Origin of the sequence: Flavobacterium qiangtangense (assembly GCF_042658345.1) — a bacterium.
In the GTDB taxonomy this organism is placed as follows: Bacteria; Bacteroidota; Bacteroidia; order Flavobacteriales; family Flavobacteriaceae; genus Flavobacterium; species Flavobacterium qiangtangense.
On record NZ_JBHSQB010000003.1, the window covers coordinates 86,078 to 110,187 of the forward strand.

The 24,110-nt window shown below is 36.7% G+C and carries 25 protein-coding genes; 14 read left to right on the forward strand and 11 right to left on the reverse strand.

The annotated features are described in order from the left end of the window. Positions 1 to 60: 60 nt before the first annotated feature. The 3 genes from ACFPVY_RS00425 to can all read left to right on the forward strand — a co-directional run bounded on the left by ACFPVY_RS00425 (position 61) and on the right by can (position 2,945). Entirely contained in the window at positions 61 to 330 is a 270-nt protein-coding gene (locus tag ACFPVY_RS00425; RefSeq protein ID WP_379789702.1) for a hypothetical protein, read from the forward strand. Between the two features lie 89 nt (positions 331 to 419). Beyond that, positions 420 to 2,285 (forward strand): SulP family inorganic anion transporter, encoded by a 1,866-nt coding sequence (locus ACFPVY_RS00430; protein ID WP_379789703.1) that lies wholly within the window; start codon positions 420 to 422, stop codon positions 2,283 to 2,285. A 24-nt stretch (positions 2,286 to 2,309) separates the two neighbouring features. Continuing rightward, entirely contained in the window at positions 2,310 to 2,945 is a 636-nt protein-coding gene (can, locus tag ACFPVY_RS00435) for a carbonate dehydratase (RefSeq protein WP_379789704.1), read from the forward strand. Positions 2,946 to 2,972: 27 nt separating this feature from the next. On the opposite strand, the gene ACFPVY_RS00440 is transcribed toward can, so the two are convergent. Continuing rightward, a complete protein-coding gene (locus tag ACFPVY_RS00440; RefSeq protein ID WP_379789705.1) occupies positions 2,973 to 4,175 on the reverse strand; it encodes an LETM1-related biofilm-associated protein in 1,203 nt (400 codons plus the stop codon). A gap of 249 nt (positions 4,176 to 4,424) precedes the next feature. On the opposite strand from ACFPVY_RS00440, the gene ACFPVY_RS00445 reads away from it, so the two are divergent. From ACFPVY_RS00445 to ACFPVY_RS00460, 4 genes are all read left to right on the forward strand, one after another. Beyond that, positions 4,425 to 5,021: a DUF4142 domain-containing protein gene (locus ACFPVY_RS00445; RefSeq protein ID WP_379789706.1), complete on the forward strand. Its 597-nt coding sequence runs from the start codon at positions 4,425 to 4,427 to the stop codon at positions 5,019 to 5,021. A 24-nt stretch (positions 5,022 to 5,045) separates the two neighbouring features. Further along, on the forward strand, positions 5,046 to 5,204 hold the full coding sequence (locus ACFPVY_RS00450) for a lmo0937 family membrane protein (protein WP_379789707.1): 159 nt from the start codon (positions 5,046 to 5,048) through the stop codon (positions 5,202 to 5,204). A 134-nt stretch (positions 5,205 to 5,338) separates the two neighbouring features. Further along, positions 5,339 to 5,935, forward strand: a complete 597-nt coding sequence (locus tag ACFPVY_RS00455; protein ID WP_379789708.1) for a DUF4142 domain-containing protein — start codon at positions 5,339 to 5,341, stop codon at positions 5,933 to 5,935. A gap of 47 nt (positions 5,936 to 5,982) precedes the next feature. Next, a complete protein-coding gene (locus tag ACFPVY_RS00460) occupies positions 5,983 to 6,153 on the forward strand; it encodes a lmo0937 family membrane protein (RefSeq protein ID WP_296146953.1) in 171 nt (56 codons plus the stop codon). A 78-nt stretch (positions 6,154 to 6,231) separates the two neighbouring features. Here the strand turns inward: ACFPVY_RS00460 and ACFPVY_RS00465 are convergent, their stop codons facing one another. The 5 genes from ACFPVY_RS00465 to ACFPVY_RS00485 form a co-directional block, all read right to left on the reverse strand. Next, positions 6,232 to 8,037 carry an acyl-CoA dehydrogenase family protein gene (locus ACFPVY_RS00465; RefSeq protein ID WP_379789709.1) on the reverse strand — a complete coding sequence of 602 codons (1,806 nt, stop codon included), beginning with the start codon at positions 8,035 to 8,037 and terminating at the stop codon, positions 6,232 to 6,234. A gap of 31 nt (positions 8,038 to 8,068) precedes the next feature. After that, positions 8,069 to 8,434: a four helix bundle protein gene (locus ACFPVY_RS00470; RefSeq protein WP_379789710.1), complete on the reverse strand. Its 366-nt coding sequence runs from the start codon at positions 8,432 to 8,434 to the stop codon at positions 8,069 to 8,071. A gap of 35 nt (positions 8,435 to 8,469) precedes the next feature. Beyond that, a complete protein-coding gene (locus ACFPVY_RS00475; RefSeq protein ID WP_379789711.1) occupies positions 8,470 to 9,651 on the reverse strand; it encodes an acetyl-CoA C-acyltransferase in 1,182 nt (393 codons plus the stop codon). Between the two features lie 112 nt (positions 9,652 to 9,763). After that, positions 9,764 to 12,154, reverse strand: a complete 2,391-nt coding sequence (locus ACFPVY_RS00480) for a 3-hydroxyacyl-CoA dehydrogenase/enoyl-CoA hydratase family protein (protein ID WP_379789712.1) — start codon at positions 12,152 to 12,154, stop codon at positions 9,764 to 9,766. A 3-nt stretch (positions 12,155 to 12,157) separates the two neighbouring features. Beyond that, positions 12,158 to 12,622, reverse strand: coding sequence for a MarR family winged helix-turn-helix transcriptional regulator (locus ACFPVY_RS00485; RefSeq protein WP_379789713.1), 465 nt, complete (start codon positions 12,620 to 12,622; stop codon positions 12,158 to 12,160). A 337-nt stretch (positions 12,623 to 12,959) separates the two neighbouring features. On the opposite strand from ACFPVY_RS00485, the gene ACFPVY_RS00490 reads away from it, so the two are divergent. After that, on the forward strand, positions 12,960 to 13,583 hold the full coding sequence (locus tag ACFPVY_RS00490) for a hypothetical protein (RefSeq protein ID WP_379789714.1): 624 nt from the start codon (positions 12,960 to 12,962) through the stop codon (positions 13,581 to 13,583). A 33-nt stretch (positions 13,584 to 13,616) separates the two neighbouring features. Here the strand turns inward: ACFPVY_RS00490 and ACFPVY_RS00495 are convergent, their stop codons facing one another. Further along, positions 13,617 to 14,636: a helix-turn-helix transcriptional regulator gene (locus ACFPVY_RS00495; RefSeq protein ID WP_379789715.1), complete on the reverse strand. Its 1,020-nt coding sequence runs from the start codon at positions 14,634 to 14,636 to the stop codon at positions 13,617 to 13,619. Positions 14,637 to 14,789: 153 nt separating this feature from the next. On the opposite strand from ACFPVY_RS00495, the gene ACFPVY_RS00500 reads away from it, so the two are divergent. After that, positions 14,790 to 16,211 carry an RtcB family protein gene (locus ACFPVY_RS00500; RefSeq protein ID WP_379789716.1) on the forward strand — a complete coding sequence of 474 codons (1,422 nt, stop codon included), beginning with the start codon at positions 14,790 to 14,792 and terminating at the stop codon, positions 16,209 to 16,211. Between the two features lie 506 nt (positions 16,212 to 16,717). Here the strand turns inward: ACFPVY_RS00500 and ACFPVY_RS00505 are convergent. Together ACFPVY_RS00505 and ACFPVY_RS00510 are read right to left on the reverse strand one after the other, a co-directional pair. Beyond that, positions 16,718 to 17,143, reverse strand: coding sequence for a lipocalin family protein (locus ACFPVY_RS00505; protein ID WP_379789717.1), 426 nt, complete (start codon positions 17,141 to 17,143; stop codon positions 16,718 to 16,720). A gap of 12 nt (positions 17,144 to 17,155) precedes the next feature. Continuing rightward, positions 17,156 to 17,383, reverse strand: a complete 228-nt coding sequence (locus ACFPVY_RS00510; protein ID WP_379790252.1) for a T9SS type A sorting domain-containing protein — start codon at positions 17,381 to 17,383, stop codon at positions 17,156 to 17,158. Here ACFPVY_RS00510 and ACFPVY_RS00515 point away from each other — a divergent pair. From ACFPVY_RS00515 to ACFPVY_RS00535, 5 genes are all read left to right on the forward strand, one after another. After that, entirely contained in the window at positions 17,372 to 17,812 is a 441-nt protein-coding gene (locus ACFPVY_RS00515) for an SRPBCC family protein (RefSeq protein ID WP_379789718.1), read from the forward strand. The two genes, ACFPVY_RS00510 and ACFPVY_RS00515, sit on opposite strands and share 12 nt — an antisense overlap. Positions 17,813 to 18,075: 263 nt before the next feature. After that, positions 18,076 to 18,630: a porin family protein gene (locus tag ACFPVY_RS00520; protein ID WP_379789719.1), complete on the forward strand. Its 555-nt coding sequence runs from the start codon at positions 18,076 to 18,078 to the stop codon at positions 18,628 to 18,630. 150 nt (positions 18,631 to 18,780) lie between these two features. Beyond that, complete coding sequence (locus ACFPVY_RS00525) at positions 18,781 to 19,359, forward strand: hypothetical protein (RefSeq protein ID WP_379789720.1); 579 nt, start codon at positions 18,781 to 18,783, stop codon at positions 19,357 to 19,359. Positions 19,360 to 19,382: 23 nt separating this feature from the next. Next, complete coding sequence (locus tag ACFPVY_RS00530; RefSeq protein WP_379789721.1) at positions 19,383 to 19,733, forward strand: DUF2200 domain-containing protein; 351 nt, start codon at positions 19,383 to 19,385, stop codon at positions 19,731 to 19,733. Between the two features lie 95 nt (positions 19,734 to 19,828). Then, entirely contained in the window at positions 19,829 to 20,587 is a 759-nt protein-coding gene (locus tag ACFPVY_RS00535; protein ID WP_379789722.1) for a hypothetical protein, read from the forward strand. A 37-nt stretch (positions 20,588 to 20,624) separates the two neighbouring features. Here ACFPVY_RS00535 and ACFPVY_RS00540 read toward each other — a convergent pair whose 3' ends face one another. Beyond that, positions 20,625 to 22,415, reverse strand: a complete 1,791-nt coding sequence (locus ACFPVY_RS00540) for a T9SS type A sorting domain-containing protein (RefSeq protein WP_379789723.1) — start codon at positions 22,413 to 22,415, stop codon at positions 20,625 to 20,627. Positions 22,416 to 22,432: 17 nt separating this feature from the next. Continuing rightward, positions 22,433 to 23,917 carry a hypothetical protein gene (locus ACFPVY_RS00545; protein WP_379789724.1) on the reverse strand — a complete coding sequence of 495 codons (1,485 nt, stop codon included), beginning with the start codon at positions 23,915 to 23,917 and terminating at the stop codon, positions 22,433 to 22,435. Positions 23,918 to 24,110 lie beyond the last annotated feature (193 nt).

The following is a 24,110-nucleotide window of genomic DNA, read 5'->3' on the forward strand; positions in this document are numbered from 1 at the left end:
CTGATTTTTTTTATAATTACTTTCGCCACGATGAAATTTGCTGTTAAAATAGTACTATTAATGTTTCTTACATTTCTTGTCACGCCCACAGTTGTGAGCTTGATTGAAGAAGACGTTGATACTTCTGTGGTTTACAGTATGTCTGAAGAAGAGCACCACAATCATTCTTGCAAGGAATTAAAAGAGCTCAAGGCCGACTTGAATTTTATTGACTATTTGGTATTTTCAAAATACACTGCAAAATCGTCTAGCTTAATCATATCGCAACATAGTTTGAAATATGACAAGGCTTCTTCGGTGATTTTTTCTCCACCGCCCAACTTGGTTTAATACATTTTTATCGATTTTGAATACTTCAAGATCAAAACTTGCATTTCTTTAATGCGGGTTCACTATTTGTATTAAATTTTCCAGGTATTATGACAAAAAAAGTAAATATTTTTGCCAACCTTAAATCTGATTTTCCTTCAGGTTTAGTGGTTTTTTTGGTGGCACTTCCATTGTGTTTAGGAATTGCTATTGCTTCTAACGCACCACCACTTTCGGGAATTATCGCCGGTGTTATTGGCGGAATTGTCGTGGGAACTATGAGCCGTTCTCACATCAGCGTTTCTGGTCCGGCGGCAGGTTTGACCGCAATTGTTTTAACCGCAATCACTGATTTAAAAGCGTTTGACATCTTTCTAACGGCTGGTTTAATTGCTGGAATTATCCAATTAATTTTAGGATTTATCAAAGCGGGAAGCATTTCTAATTATTTTCCAACGAATGTGATTGAAGGAATGTTAGCCGGAATTGGTGTCATCATTATTTTGAAACAAATTCCGCACGCTGTTGGTTATGACAAAGATTTTGAAGGAGATGAAGCTTTCGCTGAAAAAACAGGAAACGCTTGGGATTCCGTTTTAGATTCTTTTAATCACGTACAACTTGGTGCCATTTTAATCACGCTAATTTCGTTGGCCATTTTAATTTCTTGGGATAAAATTCCGTTTTTGAAAAGATTGAAATTAGTTCCAGGAGCTTTGGTGGCTGTAATTGTTGGAGTTATTTTGAACGAAGTTTTTATTTCGTCAGGAAGCAATTTGGCCATAGCCAAAGAACATTTGGTAAATTTACCGGTTCCAAAAACTTGGAACGATTTCAAAAATATCATTGTCACTCCAAATTTCAGCGGATTTACTGATGTCAAAGTTTGGACAATCGGTGCAACTATTGCAATTGTAGCATCGATCGAAACTTTGCTTTGCATTGAAGCATCTGACCGAATGGACGTTCAAAAAAGATATACCGATACCAATGTCGAACTAAAAGCACAAGGAATTGGAAATATTTTGAGTTCATTGATTGGCGGTTTGCCCATGACTTCGGTTGTTGTGCGATCTTCTGCAAATGCCAATGCTGGTGCAAAAACCAAAATGTCTGCAATTATTCACGGAGTTTTGTTGTTGATCAGCGTACTTTCCATTCCATTTCTTTTGAATAAAATTCCGTTGGCGACATTGGCTGCGGTTTTGCTAATGGTTGGTTATAAATTGGCAGTTCCAAGTATAAAACACTTTGCTTCTTATATGCCTAAAGAAATTAATTTTTTGATGATTTTATTTATTGGAGTTATAATTGCTTATAATAGTGATAAAAAAATAAATGAAGGGGTTATTATAATTGCATCTTTAGCTTTAACAATTGTAGCTTTCAGCATTTATAAATTTAAAACTCTTATTGATTTTAAAAAAGCTATAACACGCAATCAATATTTATATTTTCCTTTTTTTGCTACAACAATTGCTGTCGTTTTTACAGATTTATTAAAAGGAGTTGCTCTTGGAGTTATCATTAGCATTTTGTTCATTTTAAGAGGGAACTTGAAACGCGCTTACCGTTTTAGAAAGGAAAAATTTGAAGATGGCGATGTGATCAGAATTGACTTGGCGCAAGAAGTTTCTTTCCTGAATAAAGCTGCGATTAAAACTACTTTATCACAAATTCCGGAAAATTCTCGAGTGGTAATCAATGCTTCTGATACGGTTTATATTGCGCACGATGTTTTGGATCTGATCCAAGAATTTGCAACCATTCGCGCTTCTGAAGAAAATATAAAAGTGAAATTAAAAGGTTTCAAAAAAGCCTACGAATTAGACGATATTGAAGATAGCGGAAATCATGTTTTCTTTGAAAATTATGAAGAATCGCGATTAAGAAAACAGTCAAAGTCAGATTATGAAAAATGTCTGACGATGTTAGAAGAAAAAAGAAATAATAAAGAAACGGATTTTAATATCTAATTCAACAACTTAAAAACTAAAAAAATGAGTGATTTTTATAAGAAAATTTTAGACGGAAATAAAAATTGGGTCAAATCAAAAATTGATACTGATCCACAATATTTTGAAAGATTAGCTGAAGGACAGGCGCCACCATTGTTGTGGATTGGCTGTTCTGATTCTAGAGTTCCTGCAAATGAGGTGATTGGAGCGCAACCGGGCGAGGTTTTTGTGCACAGAAACATTGCAAATATGGTCATTCACTCTGATATGAATATGTTGAGCGTTTTAGATTATGCCGTGAACGTTTTGAAAGTCGAGCACGTGATCGTGTGCGGACATTATGGTTGCGGTGGTGTAAAAGCGGCGATGGGAAATTCTTCTATCGGATTAATTGACAACTGGATTCGTCACATCAAAGACATTTACAGACATCATCATAATTTTTTGAATTCAATTATTGATGAAAAAGATCGTTTTGACGCGTTTGTGGAACTAAACGTAAAAGAAAATGTACTTGATTTGGCTAAAACTTCAATCGTGCAAAACGCTTGGAAAAACGGACAAGATTTGCACCTTCACGGTTGGGTTTACCGATTAAACAACGGACTTGTAAAAGATTTGGACGTAAATCTTTCTAACAATCAAGATTTAGATACGGTTTATCAATTGATATTCTAAAACAAAAGCCTCTTAACGGAGGCTTTTTTATTCATCTTTTTCTAAGTTTTCATTGAACGTAGAAGGAAGTATTTGCGGAATGAATTTGATCAAAATCGGAAGCAGTAAACTTCCTCCAGGAAGCAAAAAGATGGTCAGCGACGGAATCGTTTTACAAATTTCCAAAAGCTGTTTTTTCATTTTTTTCTTTTCTTTGGCATCCAAGCTTCGGTGTGTGGAATGTGTCAATAAAAGCACCAAATCTCCGTTATTTGATAATTCTTTAGCCAATCTAGTTTTATTTCTAGAAATCAAAGTCTTCACGTTTTGAGTCGTCTGATCATAAAAATGCTTCACCGGATTTGAATAATTGAAATACGGAATTCGTTTCTTGTATTTATTGATAAATTCGTCAGTGGAAGCAATGCTTTCGGTTACAAAATTATCGGGAACGTGCATTATTTTGGCCAATTCATATAAAAAAGACGCTTCATTTTTCTCCATTTCAAGGTCGTTCCAAAGCGCCATTCCGGCCATATCAATCAGATATAATTTTTCCAATTGCGACGTAAAATAATCCAATTCTAAAACTTCTAAATCTTGAACCTCAACTTTTGAAAATTTGGTATAACGAACCGAGGCTTCAAATAATTTAATCAATAAATCGTCGTAATCAGATTTTTTTGATTTGGTTTTCAAGGCCAAACTTACTATGCTGACGATAGTTTCCTCTAATTTTTTCAAATAATTATTCGGAATTGAACCATTTATTAAATATTGGCGGAAAGCCAAAACATCCACAAAAAGCAAAGCATTGGTTAAAATATGCGAGAAATTTTTCCCGATGATTCCTTCGTTTGTCTGCACTCTTTCAGAAATCATTTTTTCCAAATTAATTGCCGGCGCATTTTCTGGCAACATTTTATCCAATAAATTAAAGCCTTTCGGACTCATTTCTTTGTAAAATGAAATTGCTTTCGCGATAAAATCTGTCTGGTTTGTTTCGTGCGTGATTAATCCATAGGCGCCATACAAAGTATTCAAAAGTGCGACTTTAGAAAATTCTTCCGAAAGCCAGCCTTTCGTCTCAATCGGAAGCGGTGTGTCAAACGAAACTACGTGTCCATAAATAAATCCGGTTGCACGCGTATTGCTGTAAAATTCGAGTGCATAACCCACAACAGGAAGTTGCAGATGCTTTTGTTCTGCAAAAAACTTGTCGATCCAGCCGTGTGCCGAAGGGTTTATCATCGTTTGAAATTGTGGTGCAAAGCTATGTTTTTTATTATGAATTTAGAAAATAATGAAGAGGGAGTTTTTACATTTTTACACACTCAAATTTTATAGAAACGGACTTAATAAATTGCGTAAAAATTATCATAAAATTCTTGTTATACTAATCGTGTAACATAAAAGCCTAATTCTGTAAGCAGTAAATTATTGTAAGATAGTAATTTAGATAAAACCAAAAACGATATATAAAACCAAAAAGATTTAGTTATGAAAAAGCCACAAATATTTGGAAGAACACTTTTAGGACTCGGAGTTTTATCACTTTCATTAGGAAGTATTTCTTGTAAACAAGAAGCAAAACCAGTAGATCCAAAGGAAGTCGCTGAAGAAGAAAACGAAGCGAAATTTGAAGAAGCGCAAAATGCCGAAGACATTGCAGAAACGCTTGTTGATGTTGCAGAATTTGATTTGACTCAAAGAGAATTGGGCAAATTGGCGCAAGTGAGTGGTGTTTCCGCCGATGTAAAAACTTTGGGTAAAATGATGGAAACACATCACGATGAATCTTTTAAAGATCTATCAACGCTCGCAAAAAGTAAAACAATTTCAATTCCGACAGCAATCACTGAAGATGGTCAAAAAGAATATGACGACTTGAAAAAAGTGGAATTCAAAGAATTTGACAAAAAATACTTGAATGATGTTGTAAAAGATCACAAAAAAGCAATTGACGATTTTACAAAAGAAGCGCAAAGGACTACAGATGTTGAATTAAAAGCTTTTTTAGAGCGAAAAGTGACTTCGTTACAAGGGCATCACGAATCAGCTGAAGCTTTAGCTACCAAATTAAACGTAAAAAAATAAACCAACTCAACAAAACAAAACAACATGGGAAATTTACTTTATACAATCGCAGTTATCTTAATTATTATCTGGGCCATCGGGTTCTTAGGCGGATTCGTCGCCAGTGGATTAATTCATATCTTATTAGTAATTGCAGTAATTGTTGTGCTTTTAAGAGTAATCCAAGGTAGAAAACCGCTGTAATTCTCCATTTAATAAGGCATTTCCTTAATGTTATAATCTTTTAGGCAAATTCTGTAAAATAATTTTTATTGGTAATTGGTAAATTTATAATTCTAAACAATTAATAATTTCTAAACCATTAAAAACACTGAATTATGAAAAAGATACCATTCAGAAAATCATTATTAGCAACAGCATTAGTATTATCAATCAGCTTGACATCTTGTAAAAACGAAACGACCCCGGCAGATTCAAAAGAAGTTGCAGAAGAACAAAACGAAGCAGTTGTTGACGATGCAAAAGAAGAATTAAACGAAGTGGAAGATAATTCCCAAGTTTATATCGACGCCGCTGAATTCGACTTGACCCAAAAAGAATTGGCGGTTTTGGCACAAAAAAGAGCAGTGTCACCAGACATTAAAGCTTTGGCCAAAAAAATTGCTGATGGTCACGACACTTCGTTAAAAGAATTGGCGGATGCCACCAAAGACAAAGGAATCGCGGTTCCAACAACTTTAACTGAAAACGGAAAAAAAGAAGTTGAAGCTTTAAATAAAGAAAAAGGTCAAAATTTCGACGTGGAATATATTGACAAAGCGATTACTTCTCACAGAGATGCAATCCAGAAATTTCAAAATGAAGCTTCAAAAGCAAAAAATCCTGAAGTAAAAGCGTGGCTTGACAAAAAAGTTGTGGAATTGCAAGGGCATTTTGATATGATCAACGACTTAATTGCAAAATCGAGAAAATAAAAAGCAAACAATAAACCAATTTATAAAACCAATAAAAAACATTCATTATGGGAAATTTACTTTATACAATCGCAGTGATTCTGGTAATCATTTGGGCTCTAGGATTTTTTGGAGTTCTTGGAACGGGAATCGCAACAGGAGGATTAATCCACATTTTATTAGTAATCGCAATTATTATTGTGTTGCTAAGAGTAATTTCAGGTAGAAAACCACTATAAGAAAACTCAAAAAAATTGCACTGAAAACAAAAAAACCGCTAAGAAATTAGCGGTTTTTTATTTGTAGAAACTTTTTAATTAGAAGCAATATTCATTTTCTTCAATTAATTTTGAAGCAATCGTTTCACGCAAAGCTACCATATTTGGAAGGTTGGTGTATTTTGTAAAACGTTTCAGACCCATCAACATCATTCGTTGTTCATCGCCTTCAGAGAAAGAAGCAATTCCTTCTTTTCCTTTAGAATTTACGATATCAACCGCTTTATACAAATACAACTGCGCCATTGCGATTTGCTCTTTTACATTTTCCTGACCTTTTGATTTCGCTAATTTTTCTGTTCTTAGAATTACCGATTCGGCCATATAAATTTCAATCAAGATATCAGAAGCAGCCATCAATAATTGCTGGTGACTGTCTAAATCTGGACCGTATTTTTGAACCGCAGCACCAGCCACCATCAAGAATACCTTCTTCAATTTTCCGATGATTTCTTTTTCCTCAGCAAATAATTCAGAATAATCAGGCGTGTTGAAATCTGGAATTCCCATCAATTCCTCCTGTACTTTCATCGCTGGACCTAATAAATCAACATGGCCTTTCATTGCTTTCTTTACCAACATTCCTACCGAAAGCATTCTGTTGATTTCGTTGGTTCCTTCGTAAATTCTAGCAATTCTGGCATCTCTCCAGGCACTTTCCATCGGAGTATCTTCTGAAAATCCCATTCCTCCAAAAATCTGGATTCCCTCGTCAGCACAGTTTTGTACGTCTTCAGAAATCGCTACTTTTAGAATAGAACATTCGATTGCAAATTCTTCAACACCTTTTAATTCTGCTTCTTGGTGCGAAACACCTTCGGCAACTCGAGCCTCAATTCTGTCTTCAACAGATTTGGCAGCACGATAAGAAGCACTTTCTCCTGCATAGCAAGACGTTGCCATTTCAGCAATTTTAGAACGTATGGCACCAAAATTTGAAATCGCAGTATTGAATTGGATTCTTTCGTTTGCGTATTTTACCGCTCCAGTTGTCACTCTTCGTTGTGCATCCAAACATGCAGCGCCCAATTTGATACGACCCACATTTAGTGCGTTCATTGCGATCTTGAAACCGTTTCCTCTTTCAGAAAGCATATTTTCAACAGGAACTTTTGTGTCGCTGAAGAAAACCTGACGAGTAGAGGAGGCACGAATTCCCAATTTATGCTCTTCTTCGTTCATCGAAATTCCGTTTGAAGGGTCATTTTCTACGATGAAACCGGTAATATTTTTATCATCTCCAATTCTTGCAAAAACGATGAAAACACTGCAAAAACCAGCATTTGAAATCCACATTTTTTGTCCTGTGATTTTGTAATGCGTTCCATCTTCTGATAAAACGGCTTTTGTTTTTCCAGAATTGGCATCAGATCCAGCTCCAGGTTCTGTTAAACAATACGCTCCAAACCATTCGCCAGAAGCTAATTTTGGTACGTATTTTTGCTTTTGTTCTTCTGTTCCATATAAAGTGATTGGCATTGTTCCAATTCCCGTATGAGCTCCAAATGCTGTCGAGAACGAACCTGTAGCACCCGAAATATAGTCGCAAACTAGCATTGTGGAAACGAATCCCATTCCCAATCCTCCGTATTCTTCTGGAACTGCAACTCCTAGAAGTCCCAATTCGCCTGCTTTTTTCATACACTCTTCGGTAAAAGCGTAATCTTTGTTTTCAAAGCGGTTTTTGTTTGGCCAGATTTCTTTGTCAACAAATTCCTTGACCATTTGTTTCATCATCAATTGCTCCTCCGAAAAATCCTCGGGAGTAAAGATGTCTTCGCTTTTTGTTTCCTTAACTAAAAACTGACCACCACGGGTTACGTCTTTTTCAATTGTATCTGCCATTTTTATTAGTTTTAGATAAAAGATGAAAGAATCAAGAAGAAAGATTAGCATCTAATCTGCTAATAAATCCTGAAACCATCTTTTGAAATTCAATTATTTTGTTTTCTATTTCTGTTGTTTTATTTTCTGTAACATAATCATTTTGAAAAGCGATCAGCAATTGAGTTTGCAATTCAAAAGAAGAACCTAAACTAATATTAAGAAAATGTTTAAAATGCACATTTCCTCTATTAGAACCTTCTGCAATATTTGAGGGCATTGAAACAGAGCAACGATTCATTTGACTTACAAGACCATATGTTTCATTCTTTGGAAAGCTTAAACAAAGCTTATGAACATCTGATGCTATTTCCATTGAAATAGTCCAGATTTTCAAATTTTTAAAGTTGTGCTTCATCAGTCTTTTCTCTTGTTTCTTGACTCTTTCTTCTTTTACAATACTTCGTAAACTCCCGCAGCACCTTGTCCAGTACCCACACACATTGTCACAATTCCATATTTGTTTCCTCTGCGTTTCATTTCGTCAAATAATTGGACAGAAAGTTTTGCTCCTGTACAGCCAAGCGGGTGACCCAATGCGATCGCACCACCGTTCACATTCACGATATCAGGATTGATTCCTAATTCTCTAACAACTGCCAAAGATTGAGAGGCAAAAGCTTCATTTAATTCGAATAACTCAATATCGTTCAAAGACATTCCGGCTTGTTTCAACGCTTTCGGAATGGCTTTTACTGGTCCGATACCCATGATTCTCGGTTCAACTCCTGCAGCAGCATAACTTACCATTCTTGCAATTGGTTCCAACTTTAATTCTTTGACCAAATCTTCTGACATCACCATTACAAAAGCAGCACCGTCGCTCATTTGAGACGAACTTCCCGCAGTAACGCTTCCGTCAGCGGCAAAAACGGGTCTTAATTTTCCTAAAGCTTCCAAAGAAGTATCTGCTCTCGGACCTTCGTCTTTATTTACTACGTAAGATTTTGTAGCTTTCTTTCCGTTTTCATCAACATAAATTTGCTCCACAGTGATTGGAACAATCTGTTTATCGAATTTGCCTTCTGCTTGTGCTTTCAAAGCCTTTTGATGCGAATTGAAAGCAAATTGGTCTTGGTCTTCACGGGAAACATTGAATTGTTTTGCAACAGCTTCTGCTGTCAATCCCATTCCCCAGTAATAATCCTCGTGGCCTTCTTTTGCCACGGCATAATCTGGAGTTGGTTTGTAGCCTCCCATCGGGATAAAACTCATGCTTTCGGCACCGCCGGCAATGATGCAATCCGCCATTCCTGATTGGATTTTAGCGGTTGCCATGGCGATGGTTTCCAATCCAGAAGCACAATATCTATTTACCGTAACCCCTGGAACATCATCGACTTTCAATCCCATCAAGGAAATCAATCGTGCCACGTTCAAGCCTTGTTCGGCTTCTGGCATTGCGTTTCCGACCATTACGTCGTCAATTCTTTTCTTGTCGAAATCAGGCAGCTCGTTCATCATGTATTGAATGGTTTCTGCGGCTAATTCGTCGGGACGTTTGAATCTGAATACTCCTTTTGGAGCTTTTCCAACGGCCGTTCTGTATGCTTTTACTATATATGCTGTTTTCATATTTTTTTATTTTGAAATTTTTTTTGGAACACAGATTAGAGAAATCTGAGAAATTTTAATAATTTTTCCAATTTTAAAAATCTGTGTTCCTTTCAACCAAAAGCCTATTTTTTTAATTACGTAAAGGCTTCCCTTTTGTCAACATAAATTGAATTCTTTCCAAAGTTTTTCTTTCCGTACATAAACTCAAAAATGCTTCTCTTTCCAAATCCAATAAATATTGTTCTGTTACCAAAGTCGCTTCCGATAAATCGCCACCGGCCATAACATACGCCAGTTTATTTGCAATTTTTTTATCATGTTCAGAAATATAGCTTCCGGCTTGCATTTGATCCGTTCCAACCAAGAACATTCCTAAAGCTTGCTTTCCTAAAACTTTTACGTCTTTTCTTCTGATAGGCTGTGTATATCCAGCTTCTGCCAAAATCAATGCTTGCTTTTTAGCTTCCGCAATCTGTCTGTCTTTGTTGACTACGACGATGTCTTTTCCGTGTTGTAAGATTCCTAAATCAAAAGCTTCGTGAGCAGAAGTTGAAACTTTTGCCATAGCTACAGTTAAGAAATATTCCTGCAAAACGTTTAATTCCACGTCATTTTTACGGAATAGATCCGAAGCTCTCAAAGCCATTTCTTTAGAACCGCCTCCGCCAGGAATTACTCCGACACCAAATTCTACCAAACCGATATACGTTTCCGCAGCAGCGACAACCTTATCAGCGTGCATGCTCATTTCGCAACCGCCACCCAGAGTCATTCCGTGTGGAGCAACTACTACTGGGATTCCTGAATAACGAACGCGCATCATAGTGTCTTGGAATAATTTAATCGCCATATTCAGTTCGTCATATTCCTGTTCAACTGCCATCATAAAAATCATTCCGATGTTGGCACCCACAGAGAAATTCGCCGCTTGATTTCCAATAACCAAACCTGCATATTCTTTTTCGGCCAAGTCGATTGCCTTGTTGATTCCTTGCAAGACATCGCCTCCGATGGTATTCATTTTAGATTGGAATTCAAGATTTAAGATGCCATCACCTAAATCAGTGATTACAGCACCTGAGTTGCTCCAAACTTTTTTGCTTTCGCGGATATTATTTAAGATGATAAACGAATCTTGTCCCGGAATTTTCTTCTGAGATTTTGAGGCGATATCATAATAATAAGTTGCTCCGTCTTTAATTGTATAAAAAGATTTGTTTCCAGAAGCCAGCATTTCGGTTACCCAAGTTGCAGGTTCCAGGTTTTCGGCTTTCATCAGTTCGATTCCTTTTTCAACACCGATGGCATCCCAAATTTCAAACGGACCATTTTCCCATCCAAAACCGGCTTTCATCGCGTCGTCAATCTTGTATAAATCTTCTGTGATTTCAGGAACTCTGTTGGCCACATAAGCGAACATTCCTGTGAAGTTTTTTCTATAAAATTCTCCCGCTTTGTCTGTTCCTTTGACCAAAACCTTGAAACGGTCAATTGGCTTATCAATAGTTTTAGTTAATTCCAAAGTAGCAAACGACGCTTTTTTAGCAGCTCTGTATTCTAAAGTATCTAAGTCTAAAGACAAGATATCTTTATCCACTTTCTTGTAAAAACCTTGTCCGGTTTTGCTTCCCAGCCATTTGTTTTCCATCATCTTGCTGATGAATTCGGGTAGCTTGAATAATTCGTGCGCTTCGTCTTCGGGACAGTTTTCGTAGATTCCGTTGGCAACGTGTACCAAAGTATCCAATCCGACAACGTCAACGGTTCTGAAAGTAGCCGATTTTGGACGGCCGATAACTGGGCCCGTTAATTTATCGACTTCCTCAATCGTCAAGCCCAATTCCTTCACTTGATGGAACATACTCATGATTCCGAAAATACCAATACGGTTTCCGATGAATGCCGGAGTATCTTTGGCCACGACCGAAGTTTTTCCTAAGAATTTTTCTCCGTATTCATTCAAGAAATCCAATACTTCGGTCGAAGTTTTCGGACCCGGAATGATTTCGAATAATTTTAAATAACGTGCCGGATTAAAGAAGTGCGTGCCGCAGAAATGCTTTTGGAAATCTTCACTTCGGCCTTCGCTCATAAAATGAATCGGGATTCCAGAAGTGTTGGATGTAATTAAAGTTCCCGGTTTTCTGAATTTCTCGATTTGTTCAAAGACTTGTTTTTTGATGTCCAACCTTTCGATAACCACTTCGATAATCCAATCTACATTTGCAATTTTATCCAAATCATCCGTTGTGTTTCCAGTCGTGATTCGGTTTGCAAATTTTGGATGATAAATAGGAGCCGGCTTCGATTTTAAGGCATTCGCCAAATGTTCGTTCACCACTCGATTTCTTACCACTTTACTTTCTAATGTCAATCCTTTTTTCTGTTCGGCTTCGGTCAATTCACGAGGCACAATATCCAGAAGCAATACTTCCACACCGATATTTGCAAAATGACAGGCGATGCCCGATCCCATGATTCCCGAACCAATGACAGCAACTTTTTTAATCAGTCGTTTCATTATTTATTTGTTTGTTGTTTGTATCTGTTTGTCTTCTGAAAAGATATTTTTGTCAGCAATCAAGTTGTTGATGGTTTCCGCCACTTCAATAAAATGCTGTAATTTTTCTTCAGAAATATGTTCTCTGATGGTTTCGTTAAACTTCAAAACCGTATTTTTTGACAATTCTCTTTTCTCTTTCCCAAATTTTGTCAGGTGAATCAAGACACCTCGTCCGTCCACCGGATTTTTCTTTCTGGTAATCAAGCCTTTGTCTTCCATAGATTTTAAGGTTCTGGTTAAGCTGGTGGCTTCCATTCCCATTTTTGGGCCCAAAGTCGTCGAAGGTGAACCTTTATCCTTGTCAAGGCTTAACAATGCAAAACCCGTTGCCATCGTTGCGCCATATTTTGCAGCTTCTTCGTTATACATTCGGGCAACTGCTTGCCAGGTCGCTCTTAAAATATAGTCTATAGTTTTGTCTTTCATAAGTATAAGGTTATTCCAAATGTACAAAATAAATATTATGCACGCATAATAAATTATAATTATTTTTATGTTATTTCATTTACTCAATCGTTTTCATCAAGAGTTACTGTCATTTATGTCTTGTAAAAACACAGAAAATCCGAACTTATAAATGAAAAAAAAGCAAGCTGTAAGTTAAGAAAAAAAGAACAAATAATTTTCCTGATTTTGCCGATGTCGTAAATCTAAATGAATTGCAAATTTGTTTCTGCAACTTTCTGGAGTTGTAATTTGAATTTAAATATCTTTACGAAGTTCTACGTATGAACAAATTTATAACCAACCAAAAAAATCCTTTATGAAAAAAATTGTATTCTTCTTTTTGTTGCTTTCTTTTTCGGCATTCGCCCAAAATTTTGAAGGTGAAATTAGCTATGACGTAACTTACAAAAGCGAAAATCCGCAGTTAAAACCAGAACAGCTTGCCTCAATGATGGGCAATAAACAGACGTACACGATTAAAGACGGCAATTATAAATCTGCCATAAACGGTCAGATGTTGCAATGGCAACTTTATGTAAAATCTGCTAATAAATTGTACACCAAGATGTCAAATTCTGAGAGCGTTTTTTGGAATGACGCTTCTGTGCAAGGTGATGAGGTGATAAGTGCGAAGGTCAATAAAGGTGTTATCGAGATTTTGGGTTATAATTGCGACGAATTGGTTTTAGAATGCAAATCTGGAGTCCAAAAGTATTACTTCAATTCAAAACTGGCAGTTGATCCGGCGTTGTTTGTCAATCATAAATTTGGAAACTGGTATGATTTTGTTTCCAGATCAAAAGCCTTGCCTTTAAAATCAATTGTCAACAGCGGTCCGTTAGAAATCCATTCGGTTGCGACAAAAGTGACTCCAAAGAAATTAGAAGCTTCTTTCTTTTCATTGCCGGCGGGCGTTAAACTTGAAAAAAGTCCCTATTAATATTGGCATTTACGAAAAAAGCGTATGGAAATTCTATACGCTTTTTTCATAATTTAGCAACGCCTTTGCAAATTTGTCTTTCATTTTTTTTCGTAAACTTTCCGGAGCAATCACTTTTAGGCATTCGCCAAAACCAAGCAATATTCTTTCAAATTCATTGTTTATTTTGAGTTCTACGCTGATGACAATTCCGCCGTTTTCATTTTCATTTTCTATTTTTTGCGAATGGTGAAAAGGCTTTGTGATCACATACGGCGCATTGCTTCGATCGATCCAAATGGTGATTTTTTGCGTGCGAAGGCCTTCGTTTACCGTTACTCCAATGACGTCTTTGTAATACGATTCGGCATCAAAATCTTCTTCGATATGGTTTAGGGTGAAATCAAAATCAATCGAAATAATTCTATCCAAAGCCAAATTGATAATCGGCAGGGAAGCTTTCTTTTTTCCGACCAAAAACCAGCGGTTGTTAAATTCCTTCAAGATAAACGGATGGAAATTAAGCACCTGCGCCTCCCGAGATTTAAACGATTTGTACGTCAGTTTTACCACCATTTTTTTGACTATCGCCTGATACAAGACGTCCAAAAAATGCAGTCCTTTTAAGTTTTCATTTTTATCCAAATAAATTACCGGACGCGAATGGGATTTCTCGGCATAAATCTTGTCTTCCAAACGTTGCAAAATATCCGAAACATCGCTGAAAAGTGAAAAATCCTTAAATTGTTTCAACATCGAAACGGTTTCCGTCAACACATTAATATCGGTTTCCGTCAACGGAATATCCGTGATGGAATAGTCTTCGTCCTCATATTTATAAAACTTCTTGTCGTACACCACAATCGGCGCATTGTATCCCAATTTCTCACTTCGCATCAATTGAATATCTAATTGCGTGGTTCTTTTGCTGACCGAATTTTCCTTTCCTTCGTATTCAAACAATGCTTCAGAGCAAGCCTCCATTAAATCTTCCAAAGTCCATTGTCTGTACTGATTTTGAAGGCATTTGTCGATCGTTTTGTACCTTATGAGTGCGTTTTTATTTTGGGACATCTTTTTTTAGGTAAAAGGTTTTGGGTTCTGGATTTAAGGCTTTTTGGCGTAAATTTAAGAGCGTATTTTTATCAAAAATAGAAATTCTTTTCTACTACGCAAAATAATTGCGCACTTGCCCAATCATCTTTGTACTATCAAAAAATAGAAATTATGAAAACACCAATCAACGGAAACGATTTATTAGCAATAGGATTTGCCGAAGGAACTATTTTGGGTATTGCCTTAAAAATTAACCGAGGCAGAAATGGTTTTACGAGAGAACAAATGATAGACCATTACAAAGCGATTTTAGAAAATCCTGAAAATTATATTGACGATAAAATCTTTGGAAAACTGGCTATCGCCTTGATTGAAAAAGCCAATGAGAAACCGGAAGATTTTATACAATTGAACCAAAATCCGGATGCTTTTTCGGCTTATGGTTTGGATCATATTGAACAAGGCGCGATCAACCAGATGAAAGTCGCAATGCAACTTCCGGTAACGGTGGCGGGCGCGCTGATGCCTGACGCGCACCAAGGTTATGGACTGCCGATTGGCGGTGTATTGGCCACAAAAAATGCAATTATTCCTTATGGCGTGGGCGTGGATATTGGTTGCCGAATGGCGCTTTCGGTATATGATATTCCAGAGGATTTTTATTTTGAAAACGAAGCCAAGTTCAAACGAGAGTTGGTCGCGCATACGAAGTTTGGTGCCGGACACGGTTTCCACGGACAGTACAAATCAGACCATTCGGTTTTGGAAAATCCTGATTTTGAAACCAACTCTTTTGTCAAGAATTTAAAAGACAAAGCGTGGTCGCAATTGGGATCTTCCGGTGGTGGCAATCATTTTGTGGAATTCGGAATTTTGGAATTTGCCAAAGACGATGCGGTTTTAAACATTCCGAAAGGGAAATATGTCGCTTTGCTGACGCACTCGGGTTCCAGAGGTTTTGGAGCGACCGTTGCCGGACATTATACCAAACTGGCGAAAGACGTCTGCAAACTGCCTGATGTGGCGAAGAACCTGGCTTATTTAGATATGAGTTCTTCCTTGGGCCAAGAATATTGGATTGCGATGAACCTGGCCGGAGATTATGCGTCTGCCTGCCACGAAATCATCCACAACAAGATGGAGAAAGCACTGGGAGCCACGGTTTTGGCCAAAGTGGAAAACCACCACAACTTTGCCTGGAAGGAAATCTGGAACGGCGAAGAGGTAATTGTGCACCGAAAAGGAGCGACCCCGGCGGGAAAAGGCGTGATGGGAATCATTCCCGGAAGTATGACCGCGCCCGGATTTTTGGTCAGAGGAAAAGGCGAGGAGAACGCCATCAACTCGGCTTCTCACGGCGCGGGAAGACAGATGAGCCGAACGCAGGCCATCAAAACGATTACCAAAAACGAAATGCAGTCGATATTGAAAGACCACGGCGTAACGCTGATCGGCGCTGGCTTGGATGAAGCACCGATGGCCTATAAAGACATCAATATGGTGATGGCTTCACAGGAAGATTTGGTGGATGTTGTGGCTAAATTTACACCTAAAATGGTGAGAATGGCAGACGACGGAAGCAGAGAGGATTAAAAAATAAATTGGTTCCAGAAGATGACGGTTCAAATCCGTCTGCGCTACCCGTAAGTCGCAGTAGTTTAAGTTGGGAAAACAGCTGGAATTTTTTTTAAATTAAACTTTAAGAACCTCTGCACTGCAATGAATTCAGTGCCGGAGGTTTTTTTGTTCCAAAACTGTAATGCAGAAATCAAACCTAAAATCACCAACGGAAACTTGCTTCATTTTCTATTTTACATAACCATTTTCATACTATTTTCATACAGTATCTGTACTTGAAAGTGAGCGTAAAGTACAGGGATCTGGGTTTGTGGCTCGTCCTAAAATAACTATACAGTTAATGAATAATTCCTATAGGTTTTTTGTAGCTATACTATGCAGTAGACTTGCTATTCACCAAAGGGATCCAATTAGCCTTTTGTACTATTAAGATATCAATGGGTATGACCTTTAAAAAAAAGCTCCTAACCAGAAGCTTTTTTATCTTTTAGATATTTATTTTTAACACAAAGATCAAATTATTAATTAGTCATATCGGTATTATCTGAAATTTTTCTGAATTTCTCGCCGCACCCTTCATCACAGCTGCTATAAGTTGGCCTTAAGATAATGTGGTCATCTCGATAGAGTACCGTCTCGATATAGGAATCCAAATTGCCGCAGCCGAAAGTGAGCGTCAATTCAGTTTCTGATAGGGAAAACGTGCCGTATGCGCATTCCGAAAATCGGTTAGAGGTAAAGGTGCTGTCCCTGTTGAACGTATAGCTATAGCCGTTATTCAGTTCATTCCATCCTCCATTAGCCCCGTTGTGGTAAAAGGTCTCTGTCTGCCTCCAAGTGCCGAAAAGCGTGCCGTCGCCTTTTATATATTCAATTTTCTCACTAGAATCGTCCGTGCATCCCATTATCGCGGTAATAAGAATGCTAATAAAGAATAGTTTTTTCATAATAGGCTGTTATTATTGCACTGCAATTTTCTTGGTTATATTTTCGCTCCCTGTCTGTAAATTTAATATATAAATTCCTTTTTTCAATGTGCTGATGTCAATTTCCGCGCTACTTCCATTAAAACTGCCTGATTTTACCTGATTTGAATAAATGTCATGAAGTGTGTAGCTGGTAAATTCCTGATACTCTGCTGAAGACTTTTTAGTATCAGAAGCTAAGCCTTCTTCTTGAGTATAGATTCATTTAATGCAACGCTTTCTCAAGTTTGGGATGCATTTACTAAACACGAAATTCTTGATCAGTGGTGGGCGCCAAAACCTTGGGCTTCAAAAACAAAATACATGAATTTTGAAGAAGGCGGACAGCGGTTTTATGCAATGGTAAGTCCTGAAGGGCACGAACGTTGGGCTGTTCAGAAATACAGCGCCATAACTTCTCAAAAGGGCTTTAATATGTTAAATGCATTTGCCGATAAGGATGAAAATTTAGATGTGCCTGGCTCAAACTGGGATTTCAATTTTAGCGAAGAAAACGGAATTGCAAAAGTGATTATTACCATAAAAAATGACTCGCCTGAACGCTTTGAAAAAATGCTTGAAATGGGCTTTAAAGAAGGGTTTACAATGAAGCTAAATAATTTGGACAGTGTAATAGCTACTTTGAAATAAGCACTTCAAATAAAAATATGGGTAGCCAAAAGAATGATGATTCAGACGCTTTTAAATTTTTAAATGAGCCGATTTAAAAGGCTATCTATCCGATCCATTCGATTGGGAAAAATACCGACAGCGAATTTTAAAATAAATTCAGAAAATATCAAAATACAAAATATTTAGTTAAAATCCTACGCTTTAGTTAAATATTATTTAAAACTAAAACAAGCGTGTAAGAAAACACTGTTATTTGCTTCAAATTTTAAAACAGTTCAAACATGAAAAAAGTAGTATTAGCAATTTTTGTTGCAGGTTTTGGATTCGCAAAAGTTAGCGCGCAGGAGTTTAATTTTGGTGCAAAAGCAGGTTTCAACATTGCAAATGTCAGTGGCGACAATTCTGGTGAATTTGACGCGGTGACCTCGTATCATTTTGGCGTTATGGCCGAAATTCCCGTGGCAACAAAATTCTCTTTCCAACCTGAATTACTATATTCTCGTCAGGGATTTAGCATTGGTGATGATGTTGTGGCGATGATTTATTTGAATGTGCCCTTGATAGGGAAATACTATGTTACCAAAGGTTTTAGCGTGGAAGCTGGGCCACAAGTTGGTTTTTTGCTTTCGGCAGATGCTGAAGGAACCGATGTCAAAGATTTATACAAAACGCTTGATTTTGGCGTAAACTTGGGACTGGGCTACAAACTTGATAACGGACTTAATTTTGGCGTAAGATATAATTTTGGGTTATCAAATGTTAATGATATCGAAGGATTAAACGATAAAAATCGAAACAATACGCTGCAGGTTTCTGTAGGCTATTTTTTCTTTTAGACCGATTTTATCTTAGTTATACAACCCAAAGTAATTTCGCTTTGGGTTTTTTGTTTCTGCAAATTATTAGACAGTTAAACTATTTATTTTTTTGAAAATGAATTATATTAGCGTAGCGAATATTTGAAGTCATTTAATCAACTGCTTTTTATGAAAAACCGCATTTACATTTTAATGTTGCTTATTTCGTTGGTGTCTTGTTCGAAAGAAAAGGATGCAGTTGTGGAAAATAATGCAGTTAAAATAGATTCAATTGTTCCGATAAAAACTATTGCCCCGACAGTTAAAGCCGATGATGATTGTGTTTTTGACAACAATCCTCAAGAACTTACAAAAGAATGGCTAAAGGACGTTGGTATTAAAAAATTCTCTTGGGACCAGAAAAATAACAAAGCGATTGTGATTCAAAATCAAGATACTTTACTGCTTTATAAAGGAGGTTGCAATCATTTGACCAGTTCGTTAGAATTTAAATTCGAGAATAAAAATGAGGCTGATTTTGATTCCCGATTACTTCAGAAAATAAGCGAGGTGGTATGTAAGTTCCAATTTGAAAACTATTGTACCAAAATAAATAACAATCAATTTGAAAAGATAAAATCAAATGACATGTCTTATCTGCTTGATTTTGAAGATGATGATCCCGAAGATAATTTGATTTATAACGGTATTGAAATTAAGTCACAGGCCAATAAGGTTTACATAACTATTTCAGAATATTATAATTAGGTTTTAACCAATAACTTGAAATAATGGAAAAGCATCGAATTTTCACAACTTCTTTTGCCAGCGTTTATCCGCATTATGTGACCAAAGCAACAAAGAAAAACCGAACAAAATCTGAAGTTGACGAAATAATTTTCTGGCTTACAGGTTATTCAGAAAATGATTTGAATTTGATACTTGAAAATAAAACAGATTTTGAAACTTTTTTCGCGGAAGCACCGAGATTCAATCCCAATGTTTCAAAAATAACCGGAGTAATTTGCGGTTATCGTGTAGAAGAAATTGAAGACAAACTGATGCAAAAAATTCGGTATCTTGATAAATTAATTGATGAACTGGCGAAAGGAAAGTCAATGGAAAAGATTTTGAGGAACTAAATACTCTAAATTTTTTCTAAGTTTTAAAGGCTGACTAAGAATGTAAATGGAATTCTTAAATTATCAGGAATTGAAACAATACTAAAGTTTTCAATATGAAAAAATATACAATTAAAAATTATCATTTTTTATTTTTAGCAATCACGTTGATTTCAATTTCAAGCTGTCATGATGTCGCTAAAAAAGAAGCGATTGACGAAAACACAGGAATTGAAACCGCAGCAGTTAATGTTGTTGAAGAGATTGCTGTTCGAGAAGAAACTGGAAAAAAAATAGCAGACTTTATTCCGGAAGGTTATAAAATTTTTGAAGAAATTCACGGCGATTTAAATAATGATCAGATTGAAGATTGTGTCGTAATCATCAAGAGAACGAACAAAGAAAATTTTGTTGTCGACGAATATAGAGGAGAACTTGACCGAAACCGACGCGGCATTATTGTGCTTTTAAAAAAGGGGCAAAATTATGTTTTAGCCTCTAAAAATTACGACTGTTTCTCTTCTGAAAATGAGGAAGGAGGCGCTTATTATGCGCCAGAACTTTCTGTCGAAATTAAAAAGGGAAAAATATATGTTCATTATGCCCACGGACGATACGGCTTTTGGAGTTATACTTTCAGGATAAAAAATAATGATTTTGATTTGATTGGATATGATTCTAGCAATAATTTTGGACCAAGAGTTGACAGTGAAATTAGCATTAATTTCTTGACCAAAAAGAAAATCACCAAAACCAATACCAATCCAGAGGGAGAAGGAGGCGATGAGGTTTTTGAAGAAGTTATCGAAAATATCAAGCTCAAAAAACCTCTCAAACTTTCTGAAATCAAAGATTTTGACGAACTTGAGGTTTAAAAAAACTGTTTTAATTTAGATTAATTTTCCAAATCAATTACTTCGAAATAATTACTTTTTGAGTCAAAGTAATTTCTTCTTTTGTAGTCATTTTTAAAATGTAAACACCTGTACTGAAACCACTTGTTGAAAATTGATAGGTTTCATTGGCTTGTAAATTTTCTTTTTTGAAAATTCGCTTGCCTCCAATATCAAATATAGAAACGGTCTGAACGTCTCTCAATTTCGGATTGTGAATTGTCAACGTTTCTAACGCATTATTTTGAGAAACCATAAAATCGATAGTGTTGATTTCTGGAACTCCCAATGCTGAATTATCGGTAAACGTAACTTCAAATCGGTTATTGAAAACTCCTGCTGACATTGTCACTTCGTACTCGTTATTTTTTATGCTGTGATAACTTTCATCAAGCGCATCATAGATGAAAACATCCTGACTTTCGTCAAAATTTACTGTTTCCGCAATATAAAATTTTAGGGTAGAACCTTCACTAGATTTTACACCTAAAGCGACGCGTTTACTCACGTCAAAAGGAATTCCTTGAATCGTATATTCAGTATTGTCAAGAAAAAAATAAGTATCATTTGGCACATCTGAAATAAAACTAATGGCGTCAATTCCAGGATCAATTCCGTCGGTAGCTTCGGGCAAAAAGGCGAGCGCAATTTGTTTTGTAAATTCATTATTCAAAATAGTATTGATTCGAATATGAGATGTTTCGATAACAGAATCTTGCACCGTGATTGAATTTTGAGCATTTGAGTTCCGTTCAAAACCTGAAAAAGGGCCACTTTCTTTGTAATACGCTCGATGCGAATTTCTTAAGGTTACAGTTCCATTTGCAGTTCCATAAACCATAAAACCTTGACCAATCGGCGCATATTTTCTGTTTACAGTTGAACCAGAAGAAACCGTTCCGGTAGTATTTAATGATCCGTCAGCATTGTAAGAATTAAAATATGCGGGAACATAAATTCCTGTCGAAGCCAATGCTGTTGGTGCATACGTCCCATAACCGCCTCGGTATTGATCAAGATAGTGCGAGTTTATACTTTTGTCTTGTTCCCAATAATAAGCAATTCGATTTATAGATGTATTCAACGGATCAAGCAAAAAGGCGTTAACGTGCAATGCCGAAGGATATGGATTTCCGGTCAACGTACTGTTGTTCAACGCCACTGTCACCGGAATGTTTCCGTCATTTGGTTTTCCTCTAAAATCATAACGCTGCGCACCAGTTCCACCAGGATTATTTAAGACTCCGTTTCCTTCGATATTCAAATTGTCAGTTCCACTGGTTCCCTTCATCGTAAAGCCTTCGCCGGGTAAAATTGTAGTTGTCCCGCCCGCATAAATCCATTGCGCATACGCAGATGACGCTACAAACCGATACACCCATCGAGAAGCAATCTGCAACGGATTTGCGACACCATTCAGAGCATAATCATAAGGCAAGGCAATCGCCTGTGTACTCGCTGTCAAAGTCGTTGGACGGTTTAAAAGCGTGATTCCAAAAGGTTCGTTTCCCACAGAAGCACTTGCATTTCCGATAGGTGACGACCAATAATTGTAATCAAAATTATCAGAAGTTCCTTCCTGAAAAACGGATAACTTTCCTGCACCAACATTTGTAGATGTTCCCAATGTTCCTTGCACCAATTGGGCTTCATTTCTCAAATAAATATTTCCGTCGGTTTGCAAGTTAATTCCTTGATTTACATACAAAACATTGTCCCTTACGAATACATAATTATTTGAACTCACATACAATTGTGCAAAAGAACTTACAGAAATTAAAGCTATGATTGATATAAATAATTTTTTCATAATAATAGATTTTGGGATTATCTTATTGTCATGCTGAAGGATCTAATTTTAAAGGACTGACCGCCACTATTCAACCTTTTATACCAAAGCTCAACTGAATCACCCGCATTTAAATAAACAGATCCTTGAACTTGAAATGATTGAATAAAGCCAGAATTTGTGTCAATAAGAGTTTCAGAAGCAACTTGCGCTTCGTTGGCTCCAGACGCAGGAACTTTCATAAAGAAAAAAGAATATTCAGTGTTTGAGGTCAAAGCTGGGATAACAGCATCAAATGAAACTCCCGAAGAAATCTGAAAAATTCTTCCTTTTTTACCGATATATGTAATTCGATTGGTTTGGCCTGAATTTGTTCTAAATAGATTTGAACTTAGTCCAGAGGTTATAATAATCTTGTTGTTTTGATTCGTTGCACTTGGGTAAGCAGTATTCGCTTGAGTTGTTCCGCTTTGATTTAAATAAACCGTCCCCGTGGATTGTGCATCGCCTTCCGTAGGAATTCCGGGACTAATAACCGACCAATTATTATTAAAATTAAATCCTGAGTAGCTTCCTGTGGTGTAACCGTTCACATATTTTCCGGAAGTTAAAGTTCCAGAAAAAACGGTAGATTCAATTACAGCATCTCCAGTAATAACTGGATTTGCAGAAACATCAAAGCCAATATTTGTCCCAGCAACTTCAGAAAAACCTCCCTGCTTGGTAATCAAGTTAAATGTACCCGCAAGCGTTTCATATTTTCCACCATTACTGCTGAACCACGCAGCATTACTTAATAAAAGTCTTCCGATATTCTCATAAACAATGCCATTTGCATTTCCTACGTAATTTACAATGCTCACAAATACCAACGCGAAATTTTGAATTCTTCCCACATTTGCAGAACTAGTCACGATGCAATCTCTCAAAATCATGCTTTGATTTGGCGACGGACTTATAATATTAAAAACATTTCCTGCCGTGGCTTGCAAGGTCAAAACCCTGATCGAGCCACCAGTTGTTCCCGTAAACAAATCTCCCGAAGCTTTTATTAATTTATCTTCTCCAGAATCTAATCCAATAAGGTAAGCATTGTTGATTTCAATGGGCAAGTCAACGTTGATGGTTCCGTTAATTTCATATAAAGTCAATGGATCCAAGAGATATTTTGTTCCTCCGCCATTTGTTTTTTCAGTAGCTAAAACAGTTGCCAATACATCGCTAGATCGAATTAATTTGTAATTCAGTCGGTTGTCTTTTCCGCCTGCAACCTTGATCCAAGTTGTCGTTGGCGTGTCATAATAAAAGAAGGATGTAAGTGTGGTATCATAAACCAGAAGTCCGTTTGCAGGCGAAGAAATTGCAATTCTTTCCGCAGAAGACATTCTTGGCGTTAATAATCCTTGAGTTGTAGATTGGATATCAAGAGCTGACGACGCGCTTGGTGTCACAGTTCCGATTCCCACTTGCGAATAGCTCATGCTTCCTAAAAGCAATATTGCGATGAGGTAAAACTTTTTCATATAAAATAGGTTTTTTGCAGATGGGGATGCAATTGTACAATAAAATTAATGAAAATAATCGCATTTTGTTTATAAATATTCATTTTAACATTGCAAATATTCGCAATTAGAGAATTTTCGTCATAAAAAAAGCCCAATCATATCGATTGGGCTTTTTCAGCAGCTGAATTATTTTGGCTTAACTTTTTAAAAC